The sequence below is a fragment of the Ancylobacter aquaticus genome, assembly GCF_004339465.1.
GTDB classification, from domain to species: Bacteria; Pseudomonadota; Alphaproteobacteria; order Rhizobiales; family Xanthobacteraceae; genus Ancylobacter; species Ancylobacter aquaticus.
In genome coordinates this window covers 1,168,358-1,195,221 of sequence record NZ_SMFY01000002.1, presented here as the reverse complement: position 1 = coordinate 1,195,221, position 26,864 = coordinate 1,168,358, and the positions used below count along the sequence as shown (strand labels likewise).

The 26,864-nt window shown below is 68.3% G+C and carries 25 protein-coding genes; 12 read left to right on the top strand and 13 right to left on the bottom strand.

From position 1 onward, the window contains the following. Positions 1 to 23 precede the first annotated feature (23 nt). Both glgA and glgX read left to right on the top strand, forming a co-directional pair. A complete protein-coding gene (gene glgA, locus EV667_RS15185) occupies positions 24 to 1,481 on the top strand; it encodes a glycogen synthase GlgA (protein WP_131836133.1) in 1,458 nt (485 codons plus the stop codon). Continuing rightward, a complete protein-coding gene (gene glgX / locus EV667_RS15180; RefSeq protein WP_131836132.1) occupies positions 1,478 to 5,653 on the top strand; it encodes a glycogen debranching protein GlgX in 4,176 nt (1,391 codons plus the stop codon). Before glgA ends, glgX begins: the two co-directional genes overlap by 4 nt. A 4-nt stretch (positions 5,654 to 5,657) precedes the next feature. Here glgX and EV667_RS15175 read toward each other — a convergent pair whose 3' ends face one another. Next, positions 5,658 to 5,957, bottom strand: coding sequence for a hypothetical protein (locus EV667_RS15175; protein WP_131836131.1), 300 nt, complete (start codon positions 5,955 to 5,957; stop codon positions 5,658 to 5,660). A 241-nt stretch (positions 5,958 to 6,198) separates the two neighbouring features. On the opposite strand from EV667_RS15175, the gene EV667_RS15170 reads away from it, so the two are divergent. From EV667_RS15170 to modC, 4 genes are all read left to right on the top strand, one after another. Continuing rightward, positions 6,199 to 6,438 (top strand): hypothetical protein, encoded by a 240-nt coding sequence (locus tag EV667_RS15170; RefSeq protein WP_131836130.1) that lies wholly within the window; start codon positions 6,199 to 6,201, stop codon positions 6,436 to 6,438. A 174-nt stretch (positions 6,439 to 6,612) separates the two neighbouring features. Then, the gene (modA, locus tag EV667_RS15165; RefSeq protein ID WP_131836129.1) at positions 6,613 to 7,419 is read left to right on the top strand and encodes a molybdate ABC transporter substrate-binding protein; all 807 of its coding nucleotides are present in this window, start codon (positions 6,613 to 6,615) and stop codon (positions 7,417 to 7,419) included. A gap of 138 nt (positions 7,420 to 7,557) precedes the next feature. After that, the gene (modB, locus tag EV667_RS15160; RefSeq protein WP_131836373.1) at positions 7,558 to 8,247 is read left to right on the top strand and encodes a molybdate ABC transporter permease subunit; all 690 of its coding nucleotides are present in this window, start codon (positions 7,558 to 7,560) and stop codon (positions 8,245 to 8,247) included. A gap of 2 nt (positions 8,248 to 8,249) precedes the next feature. Beyond that, on the top strand, positions 8,250 to 9,368 hold the full coding sequence (modC, locus tag EV667_RS15155) for a molybdenum ABC transporter ATP-binding protein (RefSeq protein ID WP_131836372.1): 1,119 nt from the start codon (positions 8,250 to 8,252) through the stop codon (positions 9,366 to 9,368). Here the strand turns inward: modC and EV667_RS15150 are convergent. After that, on the bottom strand, positions 9,352 to 9,546 hold the full coding sequence (locus tag EV667_RS15150) for a hypothetical protein (protein WP_131836128.1): 195 nt from the start codon (positions 9,544 to 9,546) through the stop codon (positions 9,352 to 9,354). The genes modC and EV667_RS15150 overlap by 17 nt on opposite strands. A 93-nt stretch (positions 9,547 to 9,639) precedes the next feature. Here EV667_RS15150 and EV667_RS15145 point away from each other — a divergent pair, with 93 nt between their 5' ends. After that, positions 9,640 to 10,758, top strand: coding sequence for a glycosyltransferase (locus EV667_RS15145; RefSeq protein WP_131836127.1), 1,119 nt, complete (start codon positions 9,640 to 9,642; stop codon positions 10,756 to 10,758). A 32-nt stretch (positions 10,759 to 10,790) separates the two neighbouring features. On the opposite strand, the gene EV667_RS15140 is transcribed toward EV667_RS15145, so the two are convergent. From EV667_RS15140 to xylF, 7 genes are all read right to left on the bottom strand, one after another. Then, positions 10,791 to 11,201, bottom strand: coding sequence for a winged helix-turn-helix domain-containing protein (locus tag EV667_RS15140; protein WP_131836126.1), 411 nt, complete (start codon positions 11,199 to 11,201; stop codon positions 10,791 to 10,793). Positions 11,202 to 11,270: 69 nt separating this feature from the next. Beyond that, complete coding sequence (locus EV667_RS15135; protein ID WP_131836125.1) at positions 11,271 to 12,638, bottom strand: PepSY-associated TM helix domain-containing protein; 1,368 nt, start codon at positions 12,636 to 12,638, stop codon at positions 11,271 to 11,273. A gap of 104 nt (positions 12,639 to 12,742) precedes the next feature. After that, positions 12,743 to 13,300, bottom strand: coding sequence for a copper chaperone PCu(A)C (locus tag EV667_RS15130; RefSeq protein WP_131836124.1), 558 nt, complete (start codon positions 13,298 to 13,300; stop codon positions 12,743 to 12,745). An 86-nt stretch (positions 13,301 to 13,386) separates the two neighbouring features. Beyond that, positions 13,387 to 13,800: a hypothetical protein gene (locus EV667_RS15125; protein WP_245516165.1), complete on the bottom strand. Its 414-nt coding sequence runs from the start codon at positions 13,798 to 13,800 to the stop codon at positions 13,387 to 13,389. Positions 13,801 to 13,884: 84 nt separating this feature from the next. Further along, a complete protein-coding gene (locus tag EV667_RS15120; protein ID WP_131836122.1) occupies positions 13,885 to 14,703 on the bottom strand; it encodes an ATP-binding cassette domain-containing protein in 819 nt (272 codons plus the stop codon). A 10-nt stretch (positions 14,704 to 14,713) separates the two neighbouring features. Further along, the gene (locus EV667_RS15115; RefSeq protein ID WP_131836121.1) at positions 14,714 to 16,066 is read right to left on the bottom strand and encodes a sugar ABC transporter permease; all 1,353 of its coding nucleotides are present in this window, start codon (positions 16,064 to 16,066) and stop codon (positions 14,714 to 14,716) included. Between the two features lie 120 nt (positions 16,067 to 16,186). After that, complete coding sequence (gene xylF, locus EV667_RS15110) at positions 16,187 to 17,182, bottom strand: D-xylose ABC transporter substrate-binding protein (RefSeq protein ID WP_245516198.1); 996 nt, start codon at positions 17,180 to 17,182, stop codon at positions 16,187 to 16,189. 336 nt (positions 17,183 to 17,518) lie between these two features. On the opposite strand from xylF, the gene EV667_RS15105 reads away from it, so the two are divergent. From EV667_RS15105 to EV667_RS15085, 5 genes are all read left to right on the top strand, one after another. Then, on the top strand, positions 17,519 to 18,556 hold the full coding sequence (locus tag EV667_RS15105; RefSeq protein WP_207907755.1) for a LacI family DNA-binding transcriptional regulator: 1,038 nt from the start codon (positions 17,519 to 17,521) through the stop codon (positions 18,554 to 18,556). Positions 18,557 to 18,591: 35 nt separating this feature from the next. Then, on the top strand, positions 18,592 to 20,049 hold the full coding sequence (gene xylB / locus EV667_RS15100; RefSeq protein ID WP_131836119.1) for a xylulokinase: 1,458 nt from the start codon (positions 18,592 to 18,594) through the stop codon (positions 20,047 to 20,049). Continuing rightward, positions 20,046 to 21,365: a xylose isomerase gene (gene xylA / locus EV667_RS15095; RefSeq protein ID WP_131836118.1), complete on the top strand. Its 1,320-nt coding sequence runs from the start codon at positions 20,046 to 20,048 to the stop codon at positions 21,363 to 21,365. The genes xylB and xylA overlap by 4 nt, the downstream gene beginning before the upstream one ends. Positions 21,366 to 21,529: 164 nt before the next feature. Then, a complete protein-coding gene (locus EV667_RS15090) occupies positions 21,530 to 22,165 on the top strand; it encodes a L,D-transpeptidase (RefSeq protein WP_131836117.1) in 636 nt (211 codons plus the stop codon). A gap of 47 nt (positions 22,166 to 22,212) precedes the next feature. Further along, complete coding sequence (locus EV667_RS15085) at positions 22,213 to 23,226, top strand: amino acid ABC transporter substrate-binding protein (protein ID WP_131836116.1); 1,014 nt, start codon at positions 22,213 to 22,215, stop codon at positions 23,224 to 23,226. Positions 23,227 to 23,336: 110 nt separating this feature from the next. On the opposite strand, the gene EV667_RS15080 is transcribed toward EV667_RS15085, so the two are convergent. From EV667_RS15080 to EV667_RS15065, 4 genes are all read right to left on the bottom strand, one after another. After that, a complete protein-coding gene (locus tag EV667_RS15080) occupies positions 23,337 to 24,158 on the bottom strand; it encodes an enoyl-CoA hydratase/isomerase family protein (protein ID WP_165901617.1) in 822 nt (273 codons plus the stop codon). Then, on the bottom strand, positions 24,155 to 25,408 hold the full coding sequence (locus tag EV667_RS15075) for a CaiB/BaiF CoA transferase family protein (RefSeq protein WP_245516164.1): 1,254 nt from the start codon (positions 25,406 to 25,408) through the stop codon (positions 24,155 to 24,157). Before EV667_RS15075 ends, EV667_RS15080 begins: the two co-directional genes overlap by 4 nt. Positions 25,409 to 25,493: 85 nt before the next feature. Then, positions 25,494 to 26,249, bottom strand: coding sequence for a GntR family transcriptional regulator (locus EV667_RS15070; protein WP_131836115.1), 756 nt, complete (start codon positions 26,247 to 26,249; stop codon positions 25,494 to 25,496). 183 nt (positions 26,250 to 26,432) lie between these two features. Next, positions 26,433 to 26,843 carry a winged helix-turn-helix transcriptional regulator gene (locus tag EV667_RS15065; RefSeq protein ID WP_131836114.1) on the bottom strand — a complete coding sequence of 137 codons (411 nt, stop codon included), beginning with the start codon at positions 26,841 to 26,843 and terminating at the stop codon, positions 26,433 to 26,435. Between the last annotated feature and the right edge of the window lie 21 nt (positions 26,844 to 26,864).

Here is a 26,864-nt window from a genome sequence, read left to right as displayed (position 1 = left end):
CATTTCAGGATTCGGGATCGGGCGTGGCATCGTTCAAGGTTCTTTCCGTCGTCTCGGAAGTCTTTCCGCTGGTGAAGACCGGCGGCCTCGCCGATGTGGCCGGCGCCCTGCCGGCCGCGCTGGGGCACCATGGGGTGGAAACGCGCACCCTCATTCCCGGCTATCCCATGGTGCTGGCGTCGCTCGGCACGCGCGAGGCGGTGCATCGCTTCGACGACCTGTTCGGCGGGCCGGCGACACTGATCGACGGGCGCGCCGGCGGCCTCGACCTGTTCGTGATCGACGCACCCCATCTCTATGACCGGCCCGGCGGACCCTATATGGGCCCCGACGGGCTCGACTGGGACGACAATGCGCGGCGCTTCGCGGCATTGGGCGCGGTGGCGTCCGGCATCGGGCTCGGGCTGGTGCCGGGCTTCGTGCCCGATATCGTGCACGCCCATGACTGGCAGGCAGGCCTCGCCCCGGCCTATCTCTACTATGCCGGCACACGGCGGCCCGGCACAGTCATGACGATCCACAACATCGCCTTTCAGGGGCAGTTCCCCGCCCACGAGTTCGGCATGCTCGGCCTGCCGCCCCACGCCTTCGGCCTGCACGGGGTCGAGTATTACGGCATGGTCGGCTACCTCAAGGCCGGGCTCCAGCTGGCCGACCGCATCACCACGGTTTCCCCGGGCTATGCCGGCGAAATCCTGCTGCCAGAGGCCGGCATGGGGCTTGATGGGCTGCTCAACGCGCGAAGCCATCTGCTCACCGGCATCCTCAACGGCCTTGACGATTCGGGGTGGAACCCAGCCACCGATACGCTGATCGCCAAACCCTTCGATGCGAAGTCGCTGAAGGCGCGCGCGGCCAACAAGGTGGCGCTGAAGGAGGCGTTCGGGCTCGACCCGGACCCCGGCGCGCTGCTGTTCGGCGTGGTCAGCCGCCTGTCCTGGCAGAAGGGGCTGGACCTGCTGGCGGAGAGCCTCGACACGCTGCTCGGCCTCGGTGCGCAGCTCGTGCTGCTCGGGGCGGGCGACGCGGATCTGGCCGGGCGTTTCGCCGGTGCGGCGCATGTCCATCCCGGCCGCATCGGCGTGCAACTCGGCTATGACGAGGGCGTCGCCCACCGCATTCAGGCCGGGGCGGACATGCTGATCGTACCCTCGCGCTTCGAGCCCTGCGGCCTCACCCAGCTCTCCGCGCTGCGCTATGGCGCGCTGCCGCTGGTGGCGCGGGTCGGCGGGCTCGCCGATACGGTGATCGATGTCAATGAGATGGCGCGCTCGGCGGGGGTCGGCACCGGCATCCAGTTCGCGCCCGTCACCACGCCGGCCTTGCAGATGGCGCTCAAGCGAGCCGCAGGCCTGTGGGGCGACCCGGCGCTGTGGCAGAAGCTGCAGCGCAACGCCATGGCGACCGACGTTTCCTGGAAACGCGCGGCGCGCCAGTACGACACGCTGTTCCGGGCGCTGGCGGCGGAGCGGGCGGGGTGAGCGACGTCACCGTCTCGGCCGGAAGCCCGGAACCGCTCGGCGTCGCCGCCGATGCGCGCGGCGTCAATGTGGCGGTGTTTTCAGCCAATGCCACCCGCATCGAATTCTGCCTGTTCGACCCGGCGGGCGAAGCGGAGATCGCCCGCCTCGTGCTGCCGGAGCGCACGGGGGATGTGTTTCACGGCCATATCGCCGGCGTGCCGGCCGGCGCCCGCTACGGCCTGCGGGCGGCCGGGCCGTGGGCGCCGCAGGAAGGGCATCGGTTCAACCCTGCCAAGCTGCTGGTCGACCCCTATGCGAGCCGGCTCGACCGGCCGTTCCGGCTCGATGCCGCAATGTTCGACACCCGCGCCAGCGGGGCGGAGCGGGACGAGACCGACAGCGCCTTTGCCATGCCCAAAGCTGTTGTGCCGCCCGCGATCGTGATGCCGGAAGCGGGCGCTGTGGCAGTGTCGCGGCCGCCCTTCCGCTGGGACCGGCAGGTGCTGTACGAACTGCATGTGCGCGGCTTTACCATGCGCCATGACGCCATTCCTGCCGCGATGCGCGGCACTTTCGCAGCGTTGGCGCAGCCGGCAGCGCTGGACCATCTGGTGCGGCTCGGCGTCACCACCGTCGAACTCATGCCGTGCATGGCGTGGATCGACGAGCGCCATCTGCCGCCGCTGGGGCTCACCAATTACTGGGGCTATAACCCCGTGCTGTTCGGTGCCCCCGATCCGCGCCTTGCCCCGGGCGGCTTCGAGGAGATTTCCCGCACCATCGCCACGCTTCACGCGGCGGGGATTTCCGTCGTGCTCGATGTGGTGCTGAACCATTCCGGCGAGAGCGACGCGCTGGGTCCGACGCTGAGCCTGCGCGGGCTCGACAACGCCACCTATTACCGCCACGCGAGCGACGACCCCTCGCGTCTCATCAATGATGCCGGCACCGGCAACACGCTGGCACTTGAGCGGGCGCCGGTGCTGCGGCTGGGCATGGACGCGCTGCGGCGCTGGGCGGCCTGCGGGCTGGATGGCTTCCGCTTTGACCTCGCTGCCACGCTGGGACGACGGCCGGAGGGTTTCGACCCCGAGGCGCCGTTTCTCGCCGCCATGCAGCAGGACCCGCAGCTGCGCGACCTCGCGCTGATCGCCGAGCCCTGGGACATCGGGCCGGGCGGCTATCAGGTCGGGCATTTTCCGCCCGGCTGGGGCGAGTGGAACGACCGTTTCCGCGACACGGCTCGGCATTTCTGGCGCGGCGATCAAGGCGTGGCGGGCGAGCTGGCGACGCGGCTGGCGGGTTCCTCCGACATCTTCGCCGGGCGCCACCGCCCGCTCTCGCGTGGCATCAATTTCGTCACCGCCCATGACGGCTTCACCCTGGCCGACCTCGTCGCCTTCGCCGACAAGCGCAACGAGGCCAATAGTGAGCACAACCGCGACGGCACCGACAACAATGTGAGCTGGAACCACGGCGTCGAGGGCTGGACCGACGATGCCGCCGTCAACGCCGCCCGGCGCGGCGATGTGCGGGCCCTGCTGGCGACGCTGCTGGTGGCGCGCGGCACGCCGATGCTGACCATGGGCGACGAGTGCGGGCGCTCGCAGGCCGGCAATAACAACGCCTATGCGCAGGACAACGAACTGACCTGGCTCGACTGGTCGAAGACCGATGCCGCGCTGGCCGACTTCACCGCGCGCCTCGTCAAGCTGCGGCTCGCTCATCGCGCCCTGCGCGGCGAGGCACCGCTGACCGGGCGGCCGGTCGATGGCAGCGGCATCGCCGATGTCGACTGGCGCGACCCCACTGGGGGCACGGTGCGCTGGAACGACGGCAGCACGCGCGCATTGGTGGCGGTGTTTTATGCGCCGGAGGCCGGTGGCGAGGCCGCCGACCGAGTCGCGGTTGCGCTCAACGCGTCCGACAGCGTGCAGGCGATTGCCTTGCCGGTGCCGCGCGACGGCTTTGTGTGGCGGGTGGCGGCCGATACGGCACAGCCCGACAGGCAGGCGGAAGAGACGGCGGAGGAGGGGTGCGAGGTGGCGCCGCGCGCGGTGCTGATCCTCACGGAAGACGCACTGCCGACGGCGCCGCGCCGCGTGGCCGATTCCGATCTGCTGGCAAAGCTCTCCACCGCGGCCGGTATTGACGCCAAGTGGTTCGCGGCGGACGGCACGCCGCAGAAGGTGGGTGACGATACCAAGCGGGCGCTGCTCGCCGCGCTGCGGCTGCCGGCCGGTACCCATGGCGAGGCGTGCGACAGCCTCGCCCTACTTTCCGCACAGCATTTCGACCGCGACATTCCCTTTGCCGCCGTTCTGCGCGAAGGCGTGGCGCCGCTGCTGATGCTGGCGGGCGAGGCGGCGCAGGCGCCGCGCCGGCTCGACCTCCATCTTCGGCTGGAGGATGGGCAGGAGATCGACTTCCCCGTGCGACCGGAGGATGGTACGCGCCGGAGCGTCGAGCGACCGGACGGCCGGCTGGCGCTGGTGCGCGCGATCACCCTGCCGGAACTGCCGCTGGGGCGGCATGTGCTGCGGCTCGGCGCGGCCGAATGCCGGCTCACTGTCGCCCCGCCAGCCTGCTACCTGCCGCCGGAACTGGAGGGCGGGCGGCGCCTGTCCGGCATCGGCACGCATCTCTACACGCTCCGGCGGGGCGAGGCCGACCAGGGCATCGGCGATTTCACCGCGCTGGGCGAGCTTGCGGTGCGGGCGGCGCAGGCGGGCGTGCGCACGGTCGGTCTCAACCCGCTGCACGCGCTGTTCCCCGACGACCGGGAGCGGGCCAGCCCCTATTCGCCGTCCGACCGGCGATTTCTCGACCCGATCTATATCGACGTCGCCGTGTTGGGCGCCGACCTCGCCGGATTTGCGGGCGTCGCCGCCAGGCACGCGGTGGACTATCAGGGCGTCTGGGCGGCCAAGCAGGCGGCACTCAGGATCGCTTTCGCCGCCTTCGAGCGACAGCCCGACGCGGATTTCGACCGCTTCGTCGCCGAGGGCGGCGCGGCGCTGCGACGCTTCGCCTTGTTTCAGGCCATTGCCGGCGCCTACCCGGGTACGTCCTGGCGCGACTGGCCGGACGGCCTGAGCCTCGCCGGTAGTGCGGCGGTCGAGGCGTTCGGCAGCGCCCATTCGCAGGCGTTCCGCTTCGCGCTCTGGCAGCAATGGATCGCCGACCGCCAACTGGCCAGCGCGGCGGAGCGGTCGCGAGCGGCGGGTTTGTCACTCGGCCTCTACCGCGACCTCGCCGTGGGCACCGCGCCTGATGGGGCCGAGGCCTGGGCCGATGCGGACATGCTGATGGCGGGCGTCACCATCGGCGCGCCGCCCGACCCGCTGGGGCCGGAAGGGCAGAACTGGTGCCTGCCGCCTTTCGACCCGCTGGCGCTGCAGCGCGACGGCTATGGCCGTTATGCCGGGCTGGTCGAGGCCAATATGCGCCATGCCGGCGCGCTGAGGATCGACCATGTGATGGGGCTGCGCCGGCTGTTCCTCATCCCCGATGGCGCGCGCGGGTCGGAAGGCGCTTATCTCGCCATGCCTTTCGAGGCGCTGGCCGCGCAGGTGGCGCTGGAAAGCACGCGGGCGAAGTGCCTCGTCGTCGGCGAGGATCTCGGCACCGTGCCCTTCGGCATGCGCGACCAGCTCAACGCCGAGCGCATGCTGTCCTATCGCGTGCTGTGGTTCGAGCAGAAGGCCGGGGTGTTCACGCCACCGCAGGACTACCCGGCACTGGCGGCGGCCTGCGTCTCCACCCATGACCTGCCCACGCTGGCGGGGTGGTGGGAGGGCGCGGACCTCGATGAACGCCATGCGCTCGGACTGTTGGACGCGGACGCCTATGCGGCAGGGCTGGTGGAGCGCGCGGCCGAGCGCGGGCATATCTGCACGGCGCTGCTGAAGGAAGAACTGATCACCGCGCTGCCGGCGGTCGATGCGCCGCTGGACGATGCTCTGCTGGGGGCAATCCATGCCTTCGTTGCCCGCACCCATGCCGGGCTGGCGCTGGCGCAGCTCGACGATCTGGCCGGCGAGACGGTGGCGGTGAACCTTCCCGGCACGGACAAGGAGCGGCCGAACTGGCGGCGCCGGCTATCGCTTCCGCTCGATGCGGTGATGGATAGCCCGCGCGCCAAGACCGCGCTCGCCGCCATGGCGGGCGAGCGCGGCGGGGAGCCGTAACGGCTTACGGCGTGGTCGGCGCCGGAGTCGCGGGCGCCGGATCGGCAGGTGCCGGGGTAACAGGCGCGGGCTCGGCCGGGGTGCTCGGCTGGACGGCCGGGTCATTGGCCGGCGGCATCGTCACTTCAGGTGCCGGCGGGGGCGGGGTAATGGGATCGGCCGCTGGGGGAACCGTCGGGCTCGCGGCGGGCGGGGTGGGATTTTCCGTCGGCTGCGGGGTCGTCCGTCCCGAGTACTGGACGGCGGCATAGGCGGCGATCACAAGAACGATCGCTGCCACGATCAGCATCATAGTGCGGCTCATTGAAGCGCGTCTCCGGCTTGGTGCCCGCGGGCAAGTCCGTTGGGGGAATCCACAGGAGGCCGCCGGCCCGTTGGTGTGGACGCAGCAAAATGGCGCGCCCTGCGGATTTACCGTTGTGGCAACGTCGCGATTAGACGAAAGTTCCGGGGCCATTCCGTCGCAGGCGCGGTGCCAGCAAGCGCATTGCGTCCACACGGTCGCCATGTCCGTCGCAAAGACGGCGCGAAGGGAGGGGAAGACCATGCCGCAAGCCGATTTCGACGTCGTCACTCTTTCGCCATCCACGGTGCGGGTGATGCACCGCTTCGCCCACCACATCTACGAATTCGCCCTGGTTGAGGACGGCAGCGGCCGCCGCATTGTGCGTCGCGGTCCGCAGATTACCTTCGGGCGCGACGGTGATGTTCCGGCCCTCGAACTTCTGAGTGCCGCCGAGTTGGTGGCTGCCGCCACGGCCCGCCATACCGGCATGATCGACTGATACGGCGCGGCGCGTGGACGCCGCCCGTTCCGGTGCTTTCCTTTTCCAGACGATGTCGCGCTCCGCCGTGGCGGAGTTCGTGCGCTCGCGCGCATTGGCGCTGGAAACCTGCGTTCGATCATGTATATGGTGAGATACATGTATATGTTCGGATATAGGTTCGCAGGTCTCCTCATGCCGTCTCGCCGCTCGTTCCTCCGTTCGTTTCTTCGCCCGTTCCCGGCGGCGGTCGTCCTTGCCGCCCTTGCCGGCGGGCCGCTCGCCACCGGCGCGGTGCAGGCGCAGGAGACCCCCACCGTCTTCGCGGCCGCAAGCCTGACCAACGCCTTCCAGGACATCGGCAGGCTCTACAAGGAGAAGACCGGCAACGACGTGGCCTTCTCCTTCGCCGCCTCCTCGGCGCTCGCCCGGCAGTTGGAAGCCGGCGCGCCGGCGGCAATCTTCGCCTCGGCCGACGCCAAATGGATGGACTACACGGAAGCTAAGGACCTGACGCTGAAGGCCACCCGCGTCACCCCGATCGGCAACAGCCTCGTGCTGATCATGCCGGCGGACACGGCGAAGGCGGTAACGCTCGATCCCAATTTCGACTGGCTGGCCTTCCTCGGCGCGGACGGGCGCATCGCCACCGGCCTTACCGACAGCGTGCCGGCCGGCATCTATGCCAAGGCGGCGCTGACCAGCCTTGGCGCGTGGGAGAAGGTGCGGCCCCGCATTGTCGGCGCGGAGAGCGCACGGGCCGCGCTGGCGCTGGTGGAGCGCGGCGAGGCGTTCGCGGGGATCGTCTATTCCACCGATGCGGCGATTGCGAAGAACGTCACGGTCGTCGCCACCTTCCCGGCCGGCAGCCACCCGTCGGTGGAATACCCGTTCGAGATCGTCAAAGGCCAGGACAACACGGCGACGCGGGCCTTTTTCAACTTCCTCACCGGGCCGGAAGCGAAGGCGGTTTATGCCAAATATGGTTTCGTGGTGAAGTGAGCGCCGCCTGCCACGGCAGCCGATACGTCATCCCGGAACGGCCGCTGGGCCATATCCGGGATCGCGTTCACAATCATCGTCGAGCGATCCCGGCTTTCCGGCTTCGCCTGCGGCCGGGATGACGATCTTTCGATGGACATGCTCACCCCCGAGGAATGGACCGCCGTCGCCCTCAGCCTGCGCGTGGCGTTCTGGGCGACGTTCTGGAGCCTGCCGTTCGCCGTGCTGACCGCGTGGGTGCTGGCGCGGGGGCGGTTTCCCGGACGAAGCCTGCTCGACGGGTTGGTCTATCTTCCGCTCGTGCTGCCCAAGGTGGTGGTGGGCTATCTGCTGCTGCTCAGTCTCGGTGGGCGCGGCTTCATCGGCCAGTATCTCGACGCCTGGTTCGGCATCAAGCTGATTTTCACCACGGCGGGGGCGACGGTGGCCGCTGCCGTGGTGAGCTTTCCGCTCACCGTCAACGCCATCCGCCTGGCGCTGGAGGCGGTGGACCGGGGGCTGGAGACGGCGGCGCGCACACTCGGGGCCTCAAGGCTCGACGTGTTTTTCTCGGTGACGCTGCCGCTGATGCTGCCGGGCATACTGTCCGGCGCGCTGCTGGCCATCGCCTCGGCATTGGGCGAGTTCGGCGCCACCATCACCTTCGTTTCCAATGTCGAGGGCCAGACCCGCACCATCCCGCTCGCCATCTACAGCGCCACCCACATGCCCGATGGCGACGCCATGGCGTTGCGGCTGACGCTCGTCTCCGTGGTGCTCGCGCTCGGGTCGCTGCTGCTGGCGAGCGTCGTTGACCGGCGCATCCGCGTGATGATCGGGCGGGCGTGAGCATGATCGAGGTCGCCATCCGTCTTGCCCGGCCCGGCGGCTTCGCGCTGGACTGCGATTTCACCGTGCCGGCCCGTGGCGTCACCGCGCTGTTCGGCCGCTCCGGCGCCGGCAAGACCACCATCATCCAGGCAGTAGCGGGGGTGGTGCGGCCCGATGCCGGGCGCATCGTGGTGGCCGGCGAGGTGTTCTTCGATTCCGCCCGTCGCATCGACGTGCCGATCGAGGCGCGGCGTGTGGGCTATGTGTTCCAGGACGCGCGGTTGTTCCCGCATCTCCCGGTAGAGCGCAATCTGCGCTATGGCGAGCGCCGAAGCCGGGCTGTCGAGCGGCCGATCGGCTTCGAGGCGGTGGTGGCACTGCTCGGCATCGGTCACCTTTTGGCGCGCCGGCCGCATACGCTTTCGGGTGGCGAGCGCCAGCGCGTCGCCATTGGCCGGGCGCTGCTGGCGCAGCCGCGCCTGTTGCTGATGGACGAGCCGCTGGCGGCGCTGGACGAGGCGCGCCGGACGGAAATCCTGCCCTATCTGGAGCGGCTGCGCGACACGATGGGCCTGCCCATCCTTTATGTCAGCCATTCCCTCGACGAGGTGCTGCGCCTCGCCGACACGCTGGTCGCGCTGCGCGAGGGGCGGCAGGTGGCGGCGGGTCCGTTGGCACAGGTGATGTCGCAACCGGACATGCTGCCGGTGCTCGGGCGCTTCGACCTTGGCACGCTGCTCGACTGCGAGGTCGTCCGGCACGATGCGGACTACGCGCTTTCCACCCTCGCTTTCGCCGGCGGGGAATTGCGCGTGCCGCAGGTGGAACGTGCCGTCGGCGCGACGGTGCGGGCGCGGGTGCGTGCGCGCGACGTGGCCATCGCGCTGGCGAAGCCCGAGAGCGTGTCGGTTTCCAACCTGCTGCCCGCAATGGTGGAGGACGTGCGGGCGCAGGAGGGCCCCTATGCCGACATCGCGTTGCGTGTCGGCGAGGGGCGGCTTGCCGCCATGGTGACTCGCGAGAGCGCGGAGCGGCTCGGTTTGCGGCCGGGGCTCACTGTTTGGGCGATGGTCAAGTCGGTGGCGGTGGAAGGAAGCCGTCCGGAGTTTCGCGATGCCGGCCCTACGGCACCTCGATGATCGGCGCCACGCCGGGCCCGACCGCCTGTTCGTCGCGCACGAAGCCGATGGCGGCGAGAACGACCAGCGCGAGCACCAGCGCGATCAGCACCAGCCGCACCGGCGTCGAGCGCCGCCCGATCACCCCGATGGCGATCAGCAGCAGAAGAATGAGAATGACGAGGATGATGGTCTGCATGATGAACCCGAACGCGGTGGCGGAAGTCGCCGGGACAGAGTGAACACGATCCACAGGGTGCGGCAACCCCGGCCGCCCCGATAGCGAAGCGCGATGGGCGTGGCCTTTTCAACCATCGGCCGTTTATTGCCGCTTCACACGCCGTTGCCCGGCCAATCCGTTGGTGAGAGACTTGAATCTGCGCCGGCCCCCTTCTGGATTTCCTTGATGGCCCCCCGAATTTCCATCGTCATGGCCACCTATAATGGCGCGGCATTCCTGGAGGAGCAGCTTTCCAGCCTTGAGCGGCAGAGCCTGCCGCCTGCCGAGCTTGTCATCAGCGACGACGACTCGTCCGACGGTACCGACGACATCATCGCGCAGTTCGCCAAACGGGCGCCGTTCCCGGTCAGCATCGGCAAGAACAGGCCGGGACTGGGCTTCCGGGATAATTTCCTGCGCGCAGCGGAGCGGGCGAGCGGAGACTGGATCGCTTTCTGCGACCAGGACGACGTCTGGCGCGAGGACAAACTGGCGCGCTGCGCGGACCATATGGCGCAGCCGGAGGTGACGCAGATTTCCCATCAGGCCCGTCTCATTGCGCAAGACGGGGCATTTCTGGGCCTTTTCGATCAGGGCATCGTCACGTCAGGCGTCAGACGGCCGCTTTTCTACGATGTCTGGGGTACATTCTGGGGGTTCTCCCTGGTGGTGCGCCGCGACGTGCTGGGCGCGGCGCCGATCGACCCGCGCTTTGTCGACTATGTCGACCCGCGCTTTCGCATCTCGCATGACCGCTGGGCGTTTTTCCTCGCCCAGACCTTGGGCCGCACGGTCGAGATCGCCGAGCCGCTCGTCGACTATCGGCAGCATTCTGCCAATCTGTTCGGTGCGACGGGCCGGCCACCGGAGGCGGCCGAGACGCGACAGTCTGTGATCGAGAAAAATGCGGGCTATATCGCCGCCACGCGGCGCATGGTCGAGATCGTCCAAGGGCTGCCGCACTCGGTGGAGAAGGATTTTCCCGCCTTCGACCGGCAGCAGGCGGAGGCGGTGTATCTCCACGCGCTCCGCCAACTGGAGGCACGAGACAGGATTTACCACGGCACGGCCATGACATCCGCAGTGCTGTGCCTTCGCACGCTCCTCGCCGGCCTCTACCGAAACGCCCAGAACGACACGATCCGCTGGCGGTCATTCGCGAAGGATATGGCCTTCAGTTTGAAGAACTGAGAAGGGCTTCAATCCGTCGGGCGTTGGGCGCCTCAGAGGATTTCCACCCCCGCCTCAAGCGGCGCCAGCGCGGCGCGCAGCTCGTCGACGGCGGTCCGGCTGGCGGCGGCGCTCGCCTGCTCGATCTCGCGATAGAGCGCGATCAGCCTTTCGCCGAAAGGGGTGAGATCGGTGCCGTGGCCGCGCCGGCCGGGATGGGTTTCGACCACCGGCTGGCGGAAGCTGCGGCCGATTTCGTCCACCAGCAGCCAGGCGCGGCGATAGCTCATGCCGAGCGCGCGGGCGGCGGACAGGATGGAACGCTCGCTGCGGATGGTTTCCAGCAATTCGATCATGCCCGGCCCGATATGGCGTCCGTCGCCGAAATAGACGCGGATGAACAGCCCGTCGCGCGGGCGGCGGGCCGTGAGCTCGTCCGCGTCCGTGGTTTTCGTGTGTGCCATGCGCGCCTCTTCCCTCCCGCACGATGTTAGGGGAAGAGGCGCGCGGCTGGAACCAGCCTGCGTGGAGCTTTAAGCCGCGCGCAGCTTTGGCCGGCGCCGGGCGAAGGCGAGGTCGAGCAGCACCATCACCACCAGAGACGCTCCGACCAGCGGGAAGATGATGCCGACCACCGCCATGATCGCAATCAGGCCCCACATCACGCCCGCACTGGTCGGGGCGGGCGGAATGCCGAGCGAGCCGGCCGGACGGCGCTTCCACCACATCACCCCGGCGGAGACCGCCATAAGGATGATGGCGAGGCAGACCACCAGCAGGAACAGTTGGTTGGCCAGCCCGAATTCCTGCCCCATGTGGAAATTGATGCCCCATTCCATCGCCTTCGCCGCGGGCCCGTAATCGGCATAGGAGAAGTCGATCAGCGGCGCGCCAGTGTACTGGTCGAGATGCACGACGCGCTGCAGCGACAGGTCGTCGGGGTAGACGGTGGCGGAATAGACCCCGCTCGCCCCGCTTGGCAGGCTGAGCGTATAGCCGGGCGACACGCCGAGCTTGTCGACGATCGACGCCGCCTGGTCGACGCCGATGGGCGCCCCGGCGGCGGGGGTCGATTCCGGCATCTTCGCCTGTTCCAGCGACCATGTGGTTGGGCCGTTGACGTGGGCGAGGTGCTCGTCCGACATCGGCACGTTCTCATAGAGGCCGGAGGGGTAGCCGTAATTGGAGCTGTTGGCCCACTCATTGACCGTGTTGCCCCACACCAGCGACCACGGCATGCCGGACAGCGACATGAAGGCGATGACCACGCCGGCGAAGGCGCCGGTGACGGCGTGAAGGTCGCGCCAGAAGACGCGCTTGCGCGGCGTGCCGCGCACGCTCACGATACCTCCCGCCTGCTTGCGCGGCCACCAGAGATAGAAGCCGGTGGCGACCAGCAAAATCGACCAGCCGCCAACGATCTCGATGATACCGTTGGCGACGGTGCCGAATTCCGCCAGGCTGTGCAGCCGGCGCATCCACCACATGATGGTCCCGCGATCCGGCAATTCGCCGAGGACGCGCGAATCATAGGGGTCGACATAGACCGAGCGGCGCTCGCCCTCGCTGGTCTTGATCACCACCTCGGCCGAGGCGGTGGGATCGACCGGCGCGATGAACTTCAGCGCCGTGCCGGGGCGCGAGGCGAGCGCGGCGTCGATCCAGGCGCTGGGCGCTTCGACCGGGGTGGCGCGGGCCTCCACGACCTTGAGCTGGTGGTGCCAGAGATTGTCGATCCCGTCGCGGAAGAGATAGAGGCCGCCCGTCACCGACAGCAGGATCAGGAAGGGCAGCACCAGCAGGCCGGCATAGAAATGCCAGCGCCAGACGGCACGGTAGAGATTGGCCGAGCGCTCTTCGGCGTCGCGGCCCTGGATATCGGACAGAGTCGTGGTGTTCATCGGAGAGGTTCCGGAAAAGCGAGGGCGACAGCACGCGGCGAGCCCCGGCCGTCACGCGGGACGGCCGGCCTCAAGCCGCGCGGCGGGCGATCCGTTGGCGGGGCTTAGTTGGCGGGTGTGCCGTGGTCGTGGCTGTGCCCGTCATGGCCGGAAGCTTCCGAGCCCTTCGGACCACCCATGCCCTCGATCTTGAAGGAGACGTTCACCGTGCCGGCCTTGGCGAAGGTGAGCGTGCCCTTGAAGCTCTCGCCTTCCTTCAGCGGCTGCTTGAGGTCCATCAGCATCAGGTGGAAGCCGCCCGGCGCCAGCTTTGCCTCGCCATCGGCGGGGATGTCAATCCCGTCGGGCAGCATCCGCATGGTCATGATGCCGTCCTTGACCGACATCTCGTGGATCTCGACATGGCCGGCGATTTCGGCGGTGGCGGAGACGAGGCGGTCAGCTTCCTTGCCCTCGTTCGCGATGGCGAGATAGCCGCCACCGACCTTGGCGCCGGCGGGCGTCATGCGCGCCCAGGGGTGCTCGATTTCGAGGTTGCCGATCTTGTACTCGTGGGCGAAGGCCGGCTGGATGGCGAACAGGCCGAGCGCGGCCGCGACGATGACGAAGCCGACGCGGTCTTCGGTGTGGCGGAGCGCGCGGTGCAGAATGGTGCGGATCATGATGGTCTCCCTCGATGCCGGCGGGGCGCGCGAGGCGAGCCTGCGGCCGGTGTTGCGACTGACGTTCTGCGGAAAAGCGGCAGGCGTCAGGCGCGGGGAGGGGCCCGGATATGGCCGGGAGAGCGCTCGGGAGTGCGGGCAAGGCGGGCCGGAGGCGGCGGCAGATGGCTGGCCTCAAGCGGGGCGGTCGGCAGCGCGACCGTCGCCGCCACGGGCGGCGGCAGGGCGGCGGCGGGGGCCGCCTGGCAGCCGGTGAGGCAGCAGTCGGGCGTGTGGCGGGCGGGCTCGCCGGGAGCGGCAGGGTCGCTATGGCTGCTGAGGCAGAGCGCCTGGCCGAAGGCGTCGAGGGTGACGCCGCCCGCCGCATGGGCACCGCTGGCGATGCCGCCGAAAAGGGCCTGCAGCACCAGCACATAGGCGACGGCAAGCACCAGCGCCCACCGGCGCAACGGGGCGCCGGCCGGTCGGGCTTGTTCGGTCGTCAGGGCGATGGTGGACACGGCGTGCTCCCTCGCCTGCGTCATATCACAGGCTGGGAGGAGCCGGAACAGCGGCACGCCGCCGCTGCCCGGTCCGTCGTTCGCTCAGTCGGCGGCAGCGCCCGGGCCGGCCAGCGCGCCGGGCGGGCTCTTGCCGAGAATGATCATGCCCAGCACCTCGTCCTTGGTGACGTCGGAGGTGCGCGCGGTGCCGACCAGCTTGCCGTTCTTCATCACGCTCACCCGGTCCGCGAGGTCGAACACGTCGTGGATGTCGTGGCTGATGAGGAAGATGGCGATGCCTTCGGCCTTGAGCTGCTTGATCAGTTCGGCCACCTGCGCCGTCTCCTGCGGGCCGAGCGCGGCGGTCGGCTCGTCCATGATCAGGATCTTGGCGTTGAAATGGATGGCGCGGGCGATGGCGACCGACTGGCGCTGCCCGCCGGAGAGGCCGCGCACCGGCTCCTTGAACTTGCGGAAGTTCGGGTTGAGCCGGCCCATCACCTCGCGCGTGGCCGCTTCCATGGCGACATCGTCGAGCGTGCCCCACGGGGTCATCAACTCGCGACCGAGGAACAGGTTGGCGGCGGCGTCGACATTGTCGGCGAGCGCGAGCGTCTGGTAGATCGTCTCGATGCCGTAGCGCTTGGCGTCGCGTGGGTTGGTGATGTCCGCCTTGTCGCCATTGACGCGGATCTCGCCGGCATCCGGCTTGTACGCACCCGCGAGGATCTTGATCAGGGTCGACTTGCCGGCGCCGTTATGGCCGAGCAGGGCGACGACCTCGCCGGCATAGAGGTCGACCGTGACGTCGTCGACGGCACGGATGCCGCCGAAGGAGATGCAGATGTCCCGCATCTGCACGGCGGGCGTGCCTTCGATGTGCGAGGCGCCGGGGGCGAGGGGGGATGTGACGGCGTTCATGTCGCGCTCCTCACTTGATCCGCTTGCGGTAGACCGTGTCGATCCACACGGCGAAGACGAGCACGATGCCGACCACGATGTTCTGGTAGGGCGTGTCGACGCGCATCAGCACCATGCCCGATTGCAGGCTCTGCATCACCAGCGCGCCGAGCATGGCGCCGGCGATGGTGCCGGCGCCGCCGGCGAGCGAGGTGCCGCCGATGACGGCGGCGGCAATGACGTAGAGTTCGTCCAGCGTGCCCTGGGCATTGGTCGCCGAATTGAGCCGGGCGGTGGAGATGGCGGCGCCAATGGCCGCGAGCGCCCCCATAAGCGCGAACACCGCGAGCGTCACCCGCTTGGTGTTGATGCCGGCGAGTTCGGCGGCTTCCGGGTTGCCGCCGATGGCGAAGACGTAGCGGCCGAAGCGGGTGCGGTTGGTGACGAAAGTCATCACGATGCCGACCGCCAGAGCCACCAGCACCGGAATGGCGAAGCCGAAGCTGATGGCGATGCCTTCCGGTGGCACGGTGAGGCCGGCGGCCTCGGCATAGCGGCGGGCGAGCACCGGGGGCAGGGTGTACGCATTGACCACCAGCGTGGCGGCGATAACCGCCAGGCAGCCGGCGGAAACGATGACGAACTCGGCCCAGATCGGCTTCTGCGGAAAATGGAAGCGCTGGCGCTGCCGGCGCGCCTGAATGGCGGCGAAGGCGATGGCGAGGCAGGCGACGACGGCGATCACCCAGCTCCACATCTCGCCGACGGACCCATTGGCACCGCCGCCGAGCAGCTTGAAATTGTCGTCGACGAGCGGGATCGTCTTGCCCTCGGCCACCGCCCAGGCGGCGCCGCGCCACACTAGCAGGCCGCCCAGCGTGACGATGAAGGCCGGCACGCCGAGATAGGCGATGACGAAGCCGTGCAAGGTGCCGATGGCGGCGCCGGCGGCGATTCCGATGGCGAGGGTGAGGACAATCACCGCCGGATGGTTGAAGCCGAAGGTTGGGAGCAGGGTGCTGACCTGGAACACCGCCATGATCATGCCGGTGACGCCGAGAATGGAGCCAACCGACAGGTCGATGTGGCGCATCACGATCACCAGCACCATGCCGGTGGACATGACGGCGATGGACGAGCTCTGGACCGACAGGTTCCAGAGATTGCGGGCAGTGAGGAAGGTGCCGCCGGCGAGGACGTCGAACACCACCCAGATAACGGCAAGCGCGCCGAGCATGCCGAGGAAGCGGACGTCGATCTCCAGCGCACCGATGAAGCTGGTGGGCGCGGAGGCGGGCGCCGATCCCGAGCCGGCGGTTGGTGCGGGAGAGCCCGGCGGGCGGGCGGCGGGGATGGGAGACTGGGTAGTTGTGGTGTCGGTCATGAGCATCCTCTCCCCGCCGCGCGCGTGACTGGGCGCGGTGTCGCGTGGGCAGGCGGCGGGGGTGGCCCCCGCCGCACAATGGCTACCGCATCTGTCGCGGGCGGATCAATCGCAGCTCGATCAATCGCACGCCTTCACCGTGCCCGGCTTCACGCCTTGGCAGACGGTGGCCTTCGGCACCCAGCCGGCTTCGATGATCACGTCGAGATTGTCCTTGGTGATCGGCACCGGGGTGAGGAAGGTCGAGTTCATCGGGACCTTCTTCGGACCGTCGGTGAAGGTGGTGGTGCCCGTAACCGCCTTGGGGTCGGTGCCCTTGGCGAGATCGAGGGCGATTTCGGCGGCGCGCTTGCCGAGTTCGCGGGAATCCTTCCACACCGACACGGTCTGGGTGCCGAGCGCGATGCGGTTGAGAGCCGCGAAATCGGCGTCCTGGCCGGAGACAGGCACGGAGCCGGCAAGGCCCTGCGCGGACAGCGCGGCGATGGCGCCGCCGGCGGTGCCGTCATTGGAGGCGACGACGGCGTCGACCTTGTTGTTGTTGGCGGTCAGGAACTGCTCGGCGTTGCGCTGGGCGTTGGCCGGCAGCCAGCTGTCGGAATAGGCCTCGCCGACATTCTTGATGTCGCCCTTGTCCATCGCGGCCTTGAGCGCTTCCATCTGGCCGGAGAACAGGAAGTCGGCGTTCGGATCGGCGGCCGAGCCCTTGATGAAGATGTAGTTGCCCTTCGGCTTGATCTTCATCACTTCGGTGGCCTGGATGCGGCCGACTTCCTTGTTGTCGAAGGTGATGTAGTAGGCATAGGGGTTCTCGATCAGCCGGTCATAGCCGACCACCGGGATGCCTTCGTTCTGCGCCTTGGCGATGGCCGGGGCGATGGCGTCGGAATCCTGCGCCAGGATGATGAGCGAGGTGGCGCCCTGGGCGATCAGCGCCTCGACATCGGACAGCTGCTTGGAAGCCGAGGACTGGGCGTCGGCCGAGATGTACTTGGCGCCGGCGGCTTCGAGCGCCTTCTTGATCGCGGCCTCGTCGGTCTTCCAGCGCTCTTCCTGGAAGTTCGACCAGCTCACGCCGACCACGGGCTGCTGGGCGTGGGCGGCGCCCATCGCCATCACGGTGGTGAGGGCCACGGCGGAGATCGTCAGTTTAAGATTCATGCTTTCCTCCCAAAGGGGTGCGACAGGCCGGTGCCGGAGGTTTCGCGCGCACTCCCAAAGGGGCGCGCATGCCTCGGTGCTTTTTTCTGACGTCCGAACCTCAATCGAGGGTCGGGCGTCGGCATATTGGCCGGCCACCAACGGACCGGCAGTGGGGTTTCACCTCGTCTTAGCGGGGCGCTGGAGGGCAAGGTAACAAATTGCGAGGGCTTCGGCTCCTCGCTCTTTTGGCTAAAGCGACGCTCCACAGCCTGAGTTGCGTACCTCAGATTTTGAGGGCAACATGGCGTCATGTCCAGAGGTGTTTCGCGCATAACCCTGCAAGACGTTGCCCGCGAGGCCGGCGTTTCGCTGGCCACCGCCGACCGCGTGCTCAACGGTCGCGCCGGGGTGCGGGGCGTGACGGCCGAGCGGGTGAAAGAGGCGGTTTCCCGCCTCGGCTACCGCCCGAACCTGGCCGCCGCCCGGCTTGCGCGCGGGGAAACCTATCGTTTCTGCTTCGTGCTGCCAGTCGGCTCCAACGTGTTCATGCGGATGCTGGGCGAGCAGGTGGCGAACACCGCGAGCTGGCTGGCCGCCAACAACGCCTATATCGACACGCTGCGCGTCGACGTTTTCGCGCCCGAGACGCTGGCGGCGGCGCTTGAGGGGTTGATGGGCCATTATGACGGGGTGGCCGTCGTCGCCCTCGATCATCCGCGCGTGCGGGTGGCGATCGACGATCTTGTCGCCTCGGGCGTGGCGGTGGTGACGCTGGTGTCGGACGTGCCGGCCTCGCACCGGCTGCATTATGTCGGCATCGACAACATCGCCGCCGGCCGCACCGCAGCCACCCTGCTCGGGCGCTTCGCCGGGGGAAGGCGCGGCGCCATCGGCCTCATCGTCGGCACGCCGGCGCTGCGCGACCATGCGGAGCGGCAGTTCGGCTTCACCCAGGTGATGGCTGGCGAATATCCGGCGCTGAAGGTGCTGCCGGTGCGGGAGAGCCTCGACGAGGACGAGCGCAACGAGGCCATCGTCACGCGGATGCTGCGCGACGTGCCGGACCTTGTGGGGCTCTACAATGTCGGCGCCGGCAATCGCGGCATTGCGGCCGCGATCTCGGCCGCCAACCGCGCCGGCGACCTCGTCTTCATCGGCCACGACCTCACCGACGACACGCGGCGCTTTTTGCTGCGCGGGGTGATGGACGCGGTCATCAACCAGGATGCCGGGCACCAGTCGCGCTCGGCCGCTCGGGTGCTGCTGGCCCATTGCGCCGGCGAGCCGCTGATGAACGAACAGGAACGCATCCGCATCGACATCTTCCTGCGGGACAACCTGCCGTGACGTTTTCTCTCCGTTTTGCCGAAAGGGTGTGAGGCATGTATCTCGGCCTCGATATTGGAACCTCCGCCATCAAGGCGGTGCTGGTCGACGACGCGCAAAGCGTGATCGCGACGGCGGAGACGCCGCTGGCGATCGCGCGTCCGCAGCCCGGCTTCAGCGAACAGAGCCCGGAAGACTGGTGGCAGGCGACGCTGGCCAGCATCGACACGCTGAAGGCGGAGCAGCCAAAGGCGCTCGCCGCCGTGCGCGGAATCGGCCTTTCCGGCCAGATGCACGGCGCGGTGCTGCTCGACGCCTTCGGCAAGGTGCTGCGCCCCGCCATATTGTGGAATGACGGGCGCTCTTCCGCCGAGTGCCGCGAACTGGAGGCGCGTTTTCCGGCGCTGCACCAGATCGCCGGCAATCTCGCCTTTCCCGGCTTCACCGCACCCAAATTGATGTGGGTGCGCAAGCATGAGCCGGACCTGTTCGCCCGCATGGCCAAGGTGCTGCTGCCCAAGGCCTATGTCGGGTTCCGGCTCACCGGCGAGATGGTCGAGGAAATGTCGGACGCTTCCGGCACGCTCTGGCTCGATGTCGGCAAGCGCGACTGGTCGGACGAGGCGCTGGCCGCCACCGACATGTCGCGCGAGAACATGCCGCGCCTTGTCGAGGGCAGCGCGGCGGCCGGGCGCATCAAGCCGGAGCTGGCGGCGCGCTGGGGCATGGAGACCCCCCCGGTTCTCGCCGGCGGGGCAGGCGACAACGCCGCTGGCGCTATCGGCCTCGGGGCCATCGGCGCCAATGACGCGTTCGTCTCGCTCGGCACGTCCGGCGTGCTGTGGGCGACGACGGACCGCTACGCGCCCAACCCGCAATCGAGCGTCCACGCTTTCTGCCATGCCATTCCCGCCACCTGGCACCAGATGGGGGTGATCCTGTCCGCCGCCTCGGCGCTGGGCTGGTGGGCGAATGTGGCGAAGGAGGCGCCGGGCGACCTGCTGGCCCCGCTGGGCGAGGCGCCGAAGGCTCCCTCGCGCGCGACCTTCCTGCCGTATCTCTCCGGCGAGCGCACGCCGCACAACGACACCGCGATCCGCGCCGCCTTTGTCGGCATGGACCACGACACCGGCCGGGACGAACTGACCCAGGCGGTGCTGGAGGGCGTGTCCTTCGCCTTCAAGGATTGCCTCGACGCGCTCTCCGCTGCCGGCACGAGGCTTACCCAGGCCGACGTCATCGGCGGTGGCTCGCGCTCCCGCTTCTGGACGGCGGTGCTCGCCAGCGTGCTGGGCATTCCGCTCAACCGGGTCGAGGACGGCGAGAGGGGCGGGGCGTTCGGCGCCGCGCGGCTCGCCCGTATGGCGGCGACCGGGGAAAGTCCGGCTGAGATCTGCCTGCCGCCGCGCCGCATCGAGACCATCGAACCCGACCCCGTTCTTCAACAGGCCTATGCGGAACGGCACGCGCTCTACAAGGCGCTGTACCCCGCCCTCAAGGGAGTGACGTCATGACCGCCCGCTTCTTCCCCTCCATCGAGACGCTGAAATATGCGGGACCGGAGAGCCGGGACCCGCTCGCCTTCCACTGGTACGACAAGGACCGGATGGTGCTGGGCAAGCGCATGGAGGACCATCTGCGCTTCGCCGTCGCCTATTGGCACAGCTTCACCTGGCCCGGCGGCGACCCCTTCGGCGGCGAGACCTTCCTGCGCCCGTGGATGCATGGCGCCGACGAGATGGCGCTGGCGCGTGCCAAGGCGGACGTGGCGTTCGAGCTGTTCGACATTCTCGACGTCCCGTTCTTCGCCTTCCACGACCGCGATATCGCCCCCGAGGGCAAGACGTTGGCGGAATCCAACGCCAATGTGCGCGCCATCGCCGAGATTCTCGCCCGCAAGATGGAGGGCTCGAAGACCAAGCTGCTCTGGGGCACGGCGAACCTGTTCTCCAACCGCCGCTTCATGTCGGGTGCCGCCACCAACCCGGACCCCGATGTGTTCGCCTATTGCGCCTCGCAGGTGAAGAACGTGCTGGAAGTGACGCACGAACTCGGTGGCGAAAACTATGTGCTGTGGGGCGGCCGCGAGGGCTATGAGACGCTGCTCAACACCGACCTGAAGCGCGAACTCGACCAGATGGGCCGCTTCCTCAACATGGTGGTCGAGCACAAGCACAAGATCGGCTTCAAGGGCACGATCCTGATCGAGCCGAAGCCGCAGGAGCCGACCAAGCACCAGTACGATTTCGACGTCTCCACCGTGTACGGCCTGTTGTGCCGCGCCGGGCTGGAGAAGGAAGTGAAGGTCAACATCGAGGCCAACCACGCCACGCTGGCCGGCCACAGCTTCGAGCACGAGATCGCCATGGCGGCGGCGCTCGGCATCTTCGGCTCCATCGACATGAACAAGGGCGACGCCCAGTCCGGCTGGGACACCGACCAGTTCCCGACCAATGTCGAGGACACCGCGCTCGCCATGTACGAAATCCTGCGCGCGGGCGGCTACTCCACCGGAGGCACCAATTTCGACGCCAAGGTGCGCCGCCAGTCCATCGAGCCGGAAGACCTCGTCATTGCCCATGCGAGCTCGATGGATGTGTGCGCCCGCGCCCTTCTGATAGCCGCCGACATGATCGAGGACGGCGCGCTGCAGAAGGCGGTGGATGAGCGCTATGCCGGCTGGGACGCGCCGCAGAACAAGGCGATGCTGACGGGTGAAAGTTCGCTGGAGGCCGTCGCCGCCCGCGCCGAGGCGCAGTCGCTGGACCCGCAGCCGCGTTCCGGCCGGCAGGAGCGGCTGGAAGCGCTGGTCGGCACCTATCTGCGCTGACGGCTTCCGACAGGTCTGCGCCGGCCGGCCGTGTCTGGCCGGCGCGGATTTCATCACACTGTGATTGACTTGACGTCATTTCCCCCGTTCGATCCGTGCTAGGGAGCGACCCGTGACTCGGCGGCCCGCCTTGGCGTGTGCCAGGCCTTCAGAGGGGAAGTGACATGCGTCTTCGTTTGATGGGAGCAGGCCTGATGGCGGCGGCGGCGGTGGCCGTTGCCCTTGTGCTCCCGCTCGGCACGGCCAACGCCCAGATGCGCCCGACAGCGGGCATGGGCAACCAGATCGTCGATGTGCCGGAAAAGCCCGGCTATGTGCCCTCGCCGGGCGAGGAACAGCTGGACCCGGCGTTCCGCCGGCAGCCGGTCTATTTCCGCACCAATGAGCCGCCGGGCACCATCATCGTCCACACCAATGAGCGCTTCCTCTATCTCGTGCTCGGCGACAACCGGGCGCTGCGCTACGGCATCGGCGTCGGGCGCGACGGCTTCCAGTGGGCCGGGCTGCAGAAGGTGAGCCGCAAGGCGGAATGGCCGGACTGGACCCCGCCGCCGGAAATGATCCAGCGCCAGCCTTATCTGCCGCGCTTCATGGCCGGCGGGCCGGGCAACCCGATGGGCGCTGCCGCGCTCTATCTCGGTTCCACCGTCTACCGCATTCACGGCACCAACATGCCGAACACCATCGGCATGGCGATTTCGTCGGGCTGCTTCCGTCTGGTCAATTCCGACGTGCAGGATCTCTATAATCGCGTCCCGGTTGGGACGAAGGTGGTCATCCGGCAGGCGCCGGAACTGTGAGCGGCGCACGTCTCGCGGCTCGCCTTTCGATCGGATCTGGGGGAAAGATGAACAGGATCGCAACCGCGCTGGCCGCCGCCGGCGTTCTTCTGACGGCCGGCGCCGCTCAGGCGAGCACGCTCGCCGACGTGAAGGCACGCGGCATGCTGAAATGCGGCGTCAGCCAGGGCCTCGCCGGCTTCTCGGCCAAGGATGACAAGGGGCAGTGGAGCGGCTTCGACGTCGATCTCTGCAAGGCGGTGGCGGCGGCGATCTTCGACGATGCGTCGAAGGTCGAGTATGTGCCGCTCTCCGCCGAGGCGCGCTTCCCGGCCCTGCAGAAGAGCGAGGTCGACCTGCTCTCGCGCAACTCGACCTGGACGATGCAGCGCGAGGCCGATCTCGGCCTGATGTTCGCCGCCGTCTCCTATTATGACGGACAGGGTTTCATGGTGCCGGCGGCCAAGAACGTGATGGGCGCGCTGGAGCTTGGAGGCTCCAAGGTCTGCACCCAGAGCGGCACCACCAGCGTGCAGAACGCCGAGGACTATTTCCGCCAGAACAAGATGGAGCTGGAGCTGATCCAGCTGCCCAGCGTCGACGAGGTCGTGAAGGCCTATGCCGACGGCAAGTGCGATGTGCTGACCACCGACGTGTCGCAGCTCTACGCACTGCGTCTGAAGCTCGGCACGCCGGCGGACCATGTCGTGCTGCCCGACGTCATCTCCAAGGAGCCGCTCGGCCCCGTGGTGCGGCAGGGCGACGACAACTGGCTCAACATCGTCAAGTGGAGCTACTACGCGCTGGTGAACGCCGAGGAACTCGGCATCAGCACGCAGACGCTCGACCAGGCGGCGACGTCGGAAAAGCCGGATGTGAAGCGCTTCGTCGGCTCGGATGGCGCCTATGGCGAGAAGCTCGGCCTGACCAAGGACTGGGCGACGCGGATCGTCAAGAGTGTCGGCAATTACGGCGAAGTGTTCGAGCGCAATATCGGCGCGCAGTCGAAGCTCGGCATTCCGCGCGGCATCAACCAGCTGTGGAGCGCCGGCGGCATCCAGTACGCGCCGCCGATCCGCTGAGGCCGATCGTTTGAACGTCATCCCGGAACGGCCTCAGGCCGTATCCGGGATCGCGCAATGAGCGGGGAGCGATCCCGGCTCTTCGGCCGGGACGACGGCATGTGCCCCGGCTATTCCCCCCGCCACTGCGCCGGGCGCTTGGCGAGGAACGACTCCACGCCTTCGCGGAAATCGGCGCTGCCATAGATCTCGCGCACAAGGTCGGCGTCCGGCGCGTGCGGGTCGTTCGCGAGGCGAGCCAGCATCTGCTTGGTGACGCGTAACGTCAGCGGTGCATTGGCGGCGAGGCGCGCGCACAGCGCGTCCAGCGCCGCGTCGATCTCGCCCGGCGCGTGGATCGCGACATAATCCCCCGGCATCTCCTCGGCGGTCGGCATCTCGGCGGCCAGCAGCATGCGCCGCACAAGGCTCACTCCCAGTGTCGTGACGAGGCGCTGGAGGTTCGAGGCCGAGAGGCAGTTGCCCAGCGTGCGGGCGATGGGCACGCCGAAGCGCGCCCCCGGCGTGGCGACGCGGAAATCGCAGGCATTGGCGATGGCCATGCCGCCGCCCGCTGCCCAGCCCTCGACCACCGCAATGGTCGGTACCGGCACCTGCTCCAGCAGGCTGATATAATGGTCGACCTTCTCCTCATAGGCGATGCCGTCCGCGCCGCAGGCGAAGGCACGGAACTGCTCGATATCTGTGCCGGCGACAAACGCCTTGCCGCCGGCGCCGCGCAGCACGGCGACGCGGATGGACGGGTCGGCGGCAATGGTTGCGCAGGCCTGCGCCATCTCGTCATACATGCGCCAGGTCATGGCGTTGCGGGCGGTGGGGCGGTCGAAGACGAGGCGGGCGACAGCGCCCTCGCGGGTCAGGTGAACGCGGCCCTCGCCGGGTGCGGTGCTGGAGTCCATCGGGGTGGCGAGGTTCGGGGTGGCGAGGTTCATGGCGCAAAGGCTCCGCGCGCGGCGAGGCTCTCGACGGCTTCGGCGTCGAGGCCGACTTCCTTCAGCACCTCGTCATTGTGCTGCCCGAGCAGCGGGGGATGGCGGCGCACTTCCTGCGGCGTGCCGGTGAGCTTCACCGCGAAGCCGATATTGGAGACGGTGCCCTCGTTAGGATGGTCGATCTCCATCCGCATCTGCCGGTGTTGGCCGTGTTCGCTCTCGAAGGCTTCCGGGTAGGAATACATCGTGCCGGCCGGGATGCCGACGGCGAGCAGGCTCTCCACCCAGTCATCCGAGGTGCGGGTGACGAAGCTCTTCTCCAGTTCCTCGATCAGTACCTCGCGATGGGCGAGGCGATCGGGGTTGGTGGTGAAGCGCGGATCATCCACCAACTCCGGGCGCTCCAGCGTCTCGCAGAGCTGCAGCCAGAGCTTCTGGTTGGTGGCGCCCATGACGAAATAGCCGTCCTTGGACTTCACCGCCTGATAGGGCGCGCTCATCCGGTTGGCGGTGCCAAGCGGGATCGGCTCCGTGCCGCGACCCCAATATTCCGAGATGTCCCACACCGAGAAGGCGAGCGCCGCCTCGAACAGCGAGGCGTCGATATACTGGCCCTCGCCGGTGTTCTTCGCGCCGATATAGGCACCGAGCACGGCATAGGTGGCGAACAGGCCGCAGCCGATATCGGCCACCGGAACACCTGCCTTGACCGGCGGGCCGCCGGGATGGCCGGTGACGCTCATCACGCCGGACATGGCCTGCGCCATCAGATCGAAGCCGGGGCGGCCGGCCCAGGGGCCGGTCTGGCCGAAGCCGGAGATGGAGGCGTAGACGAGGCGGGGATTGTATTTCTGCACCGTCTCATAGTCGCATTTCAGCTTCTTCATCACGCCGGGGCGGTAGTTCTCGACCAGTATGTCGGCGGTCTTCACCAACTCGTAAAACGCCTCGCGGCCGGCCTCGGTCTTGAGGTTGAGGACCACGGAGCGCTTGTTGCGGTTCATGTTTAGGAAGCCCATCGAGTCGGGCCCCTTCATCTTGAAGCCCATGGCGCCGCGCGTCTGGTCGCCGGTGCCGGGCGGCTCGATCTTGATGACGTCGGCGCCGAGATCGCCGAGCAGCATGCAGCTATAGGGGCCGGCCATCACCTGGCTGACATCGAGCACCCGCACGCCGGCCAGCGGAAGCGGGCGGGCCCCGCGCGGCGTTGCGGCAGGGGTCTCGCCGATCGGGTCTCGAACATCGCTCATCGGGTGTCCTTTCTGCGGATAGCGGCCGCATTCACAATCAATAATTACAGATTGACCGCTTCGCTCCCCATGGGGAAGTAGAGGATCAGGAAGTGCGAAGGGCCGCCATGCGCCCGGCGCGGGAGGCAGGGGCCTTTTCAGTGCGGGCGCGTTCGTCCGCCTCGCTGCGCTTGGCGGCCTGGCTGCGTTCGATGAAGGCGTGGGCAATGCCGGCGGTGGTGCCGGTGACATGGCGCTCCAGCAGATCGGCCAGGCGCGGGGCGTCGCGGGCCTCCAGCGCCTCGATCATCGCCTTGTGCTCGTTCACAGCCGCCTCCCAGTGCGCGCGGCTCTTGCGCACCACGAAGCGGCAGGCATGGATGCGGGTGAGGATCTGCTGGTAATAGGCCGACAGGGTCGCGTTGCCGGCGATATCGAAGAAGGCTTCGTGGATCAGCCGGTTGTGGCGCAGATAATCCGCCTCCTCGTCGTTCTCGAAATGTCCCATCATCCGATCGTGCAGCGCGCGCACGCGGGCGATGTCGGCGTCCGAGGCGCGGGCGCCGGCGAGCAGGCCGGCAAGGCGCTCCAGCGACGCCATGATCGGGAAAAGCTCCTCGATCTGCTCCTCGGTGATGCGGGCGACGATGGCGCCGCGATGCGGCAGGATCTGCAGCACGCCCTCCGCCGCCAGCACCTTCAGCGCTTCGCGGATCGGCGTGCGCGACACGCCGAAGCGCTCGCAGAGCTGTTCTTCCGGCACCTTGTCGCCGGGCCGCAATTCGCCCTGCAGGATCATCTCGCGCAAAGGCGCCACCAGCGATTCATGCAGGGAATGTCGAACGATGGTGGATGACGGCATGCGGTAGTCCTCGGGCGGCCCGGTGCCCCGGCCTGCTTCCTCGCCAGTGAGAGCCGGGCGCGTTCGCCTCACACGGCGCTCGCTCGACGAACGGGCTGCGGATGTCGTTTGCTTAGCGCATTCGGGCGTTCTCATCAATAATTACGGATGGAGCGCGCGCCCCGCCGGGCGTGCAGAACGGCGTCAGCCCGGCCGCGGCGTCTGCGCCGGGGGCGCGTCCGGCGCGCCGCCACGGCGGTCGAAATCGGCCTGCGCCTCGGCGATGCCGGCGAGGTTGGCCTGCGCCCATTGGCCGAGCGCCATCACCGGCTCGCGCAGCGAATGGCCCAGCGGCGTCAGCTCATAATCCACGCGGGGCGGGATGGTGGGGAAGACCGTGCGCGAGACCAGCCCGTCGCGCTCCAGCCCGCGCAAGGTGAGGGTGAGCATGCGTTGGGAAATGCCGTCGACCATGCGCTTCATCTCATTGAAGCGGCGCGGCCCCCCGGCCAGCAGCATGACGATCAGCACGCTCCATTTGTCGCCGACGCGGGCGAGCACGCGGCTGACGGCAAGACAGCCCTCAGTGTGGAAATGCGTTTGTTCCTCAGTCACTTCCCTGTGCCTCAGGTTCAG

What these genes read in the sequence shown, in the direction of transcription:
- EV667_RS15175 (WP_131836131.1), bottom strand. Translation starts at nt 5,957, where the DNA reads ATGAGCCGCACTATGATGCTGATCGTGGCAGCGATCGTTCTTGTGATC.
- EV667_RS15170 (WP_131836130.1), top strand. Translation starts at nt 6,199, where the DNA reads ATGCCGCAAGCCGATTTCGACGTCGTCACTCTTTCGCCATCCACGGTG.
- modA (WP_131836129.1), top strand. Translation starts at nt 6,613, where the DNA reads ATGCCGTCTCGCCGCTCGTTCCTCCGTTCGTTTCTTCGCCCGTTCCCG.
- modB (WP_131836373.1), top strand. Translation starts at nt 7,558, where the DNA reads ATGCTCACCCCCGAGGAATGGACCGCCGTCGCCCTCAGCCTGCGCGTG.
- modC (WP_131836372.1), top strand. Translation starts at nt 8,250, where the DNA reads ATGATCGAGGTCGCCATCCGTCTTGCCCGGCCCGGCGGCTTCGCGCTG.
- EV667_RS15150 (WP_131836128.1), bottom strand. Translation starts at nt 9,546, where the DNA reads ATGCAGACCATCATCCTCGTCATTCTCATTCTTCTGCTGCTGATCGCC.
- EV667_RS15145 (WP_131836127.1), top strand. Translation starts at nt 9,640, where the DNA reads ATGGGCGTGGCCTTTTCAACCATCGGCCGTTTATTGCCGCTTCACACG.
- EV667_RS15140 (WP_131836126.1), bottom strand. Translation starts at nt 11,201, where the DNA reads ATGGCACACACGAAAACCACGGACGCGGACGAGCTCACGGCCCGCCGC.
- EV667_RS15135 (WP_131836125.1), bottom strand. Translation starts at nt 12,638, where the DNA reads ATGAACACCACGACTCTGTCCGATATCCAGGGCCGCGACGCCGAAGAG.
- EV667_RS15130 (WP_131836124.1), bottom strand. Translation starts at nt 13,300, where the DNA reads ATGATCCGCACCATTCTGCACCGCGCGCTCCGCCACACCGAAGACCGC.
- EV667_RS15120 (WP_131836122.1), bottom strand. Translation starts at nt 14,703, where the DNA reads ATGAACGCCGTCACATCCCCCCTCGCCCCCGGCGCCTCGCACATCGAA.
- EV667_RS15115 (WP_131836121.1), bottom strand. Translation starts at nt 16,066, where the DNA reads ATGACCGACACCACAACTACCCAGTCTCCCATCCCCGCCGCCCGCCCG.
- xylF (WP_245516198.1), bottom strand. Translation starts at nt 17,182, where the DNA reads ATGGCGATGGGCGCCGCCCACGCCCAGCAGCCCGTGGTCGGCGTGAGC.
- EV667_RS15105 (WP_207907755.1), top strand. Translation starts at nt 17,519, where the DNA reads ATGTCCAGAGGTGTTTCGCGCATAACCCTGCAAGACGTTGCCCGCGAG.
- xylB (WP_131836119.1), top strand. Translation starts at nt 18,592, where the DNA reads ATGTATCTCGGCCTCGATATTGGAACCTCCGCCATCAAGGCGGTGCTG.
- xylA (WP_131836118.1), top strand. Translation starts at nt 20,046, where the DNA reads ATGACCGCCCGCTTCTTCCCCTCCATCGAGACGCTGAAATATGCGGGA.
- EV667_RS15090 (WP_131836117.1), top strand. Translation starts at nt 21,530, where the DNA reads ATGCGTCTTCGTTTGATGGGAGCAGGCCTGATGGCGGCGGCGGCGGTG.
- EV667_RS15085 (WP_131836116.1), top strand. Translation starts at nt 22,213, where the DNA reads ATGAACAGGATCGCAACCGCGCTGGCCGCCGCCGGCGTTCTTCTGACG.
- EV667_RS15080 (WP_165901617.1), bottom strand. Translation starts at nt 24,158, where the DNA reads ATGAACCTCGCCACCCCGAACCTCGCCACCCCGATGGACTCCAGCACC.
- EV667_RS15075 (WP_245516164.1), bottom strand. Translation starts at nt 25,408, where the DNA reads ATGAGCGATGTTCGAGACCCGATCGGCGAGACCCCTGCCGCAACGCCG.
- EV667_RS15070 (WP_131836115.1), bottom strand. Translation starts at nt 26,249, where the DNA reads ATGCCGTCATCCACCATCGTTCGACATTCCCTGCATGAATCGCTGGTG.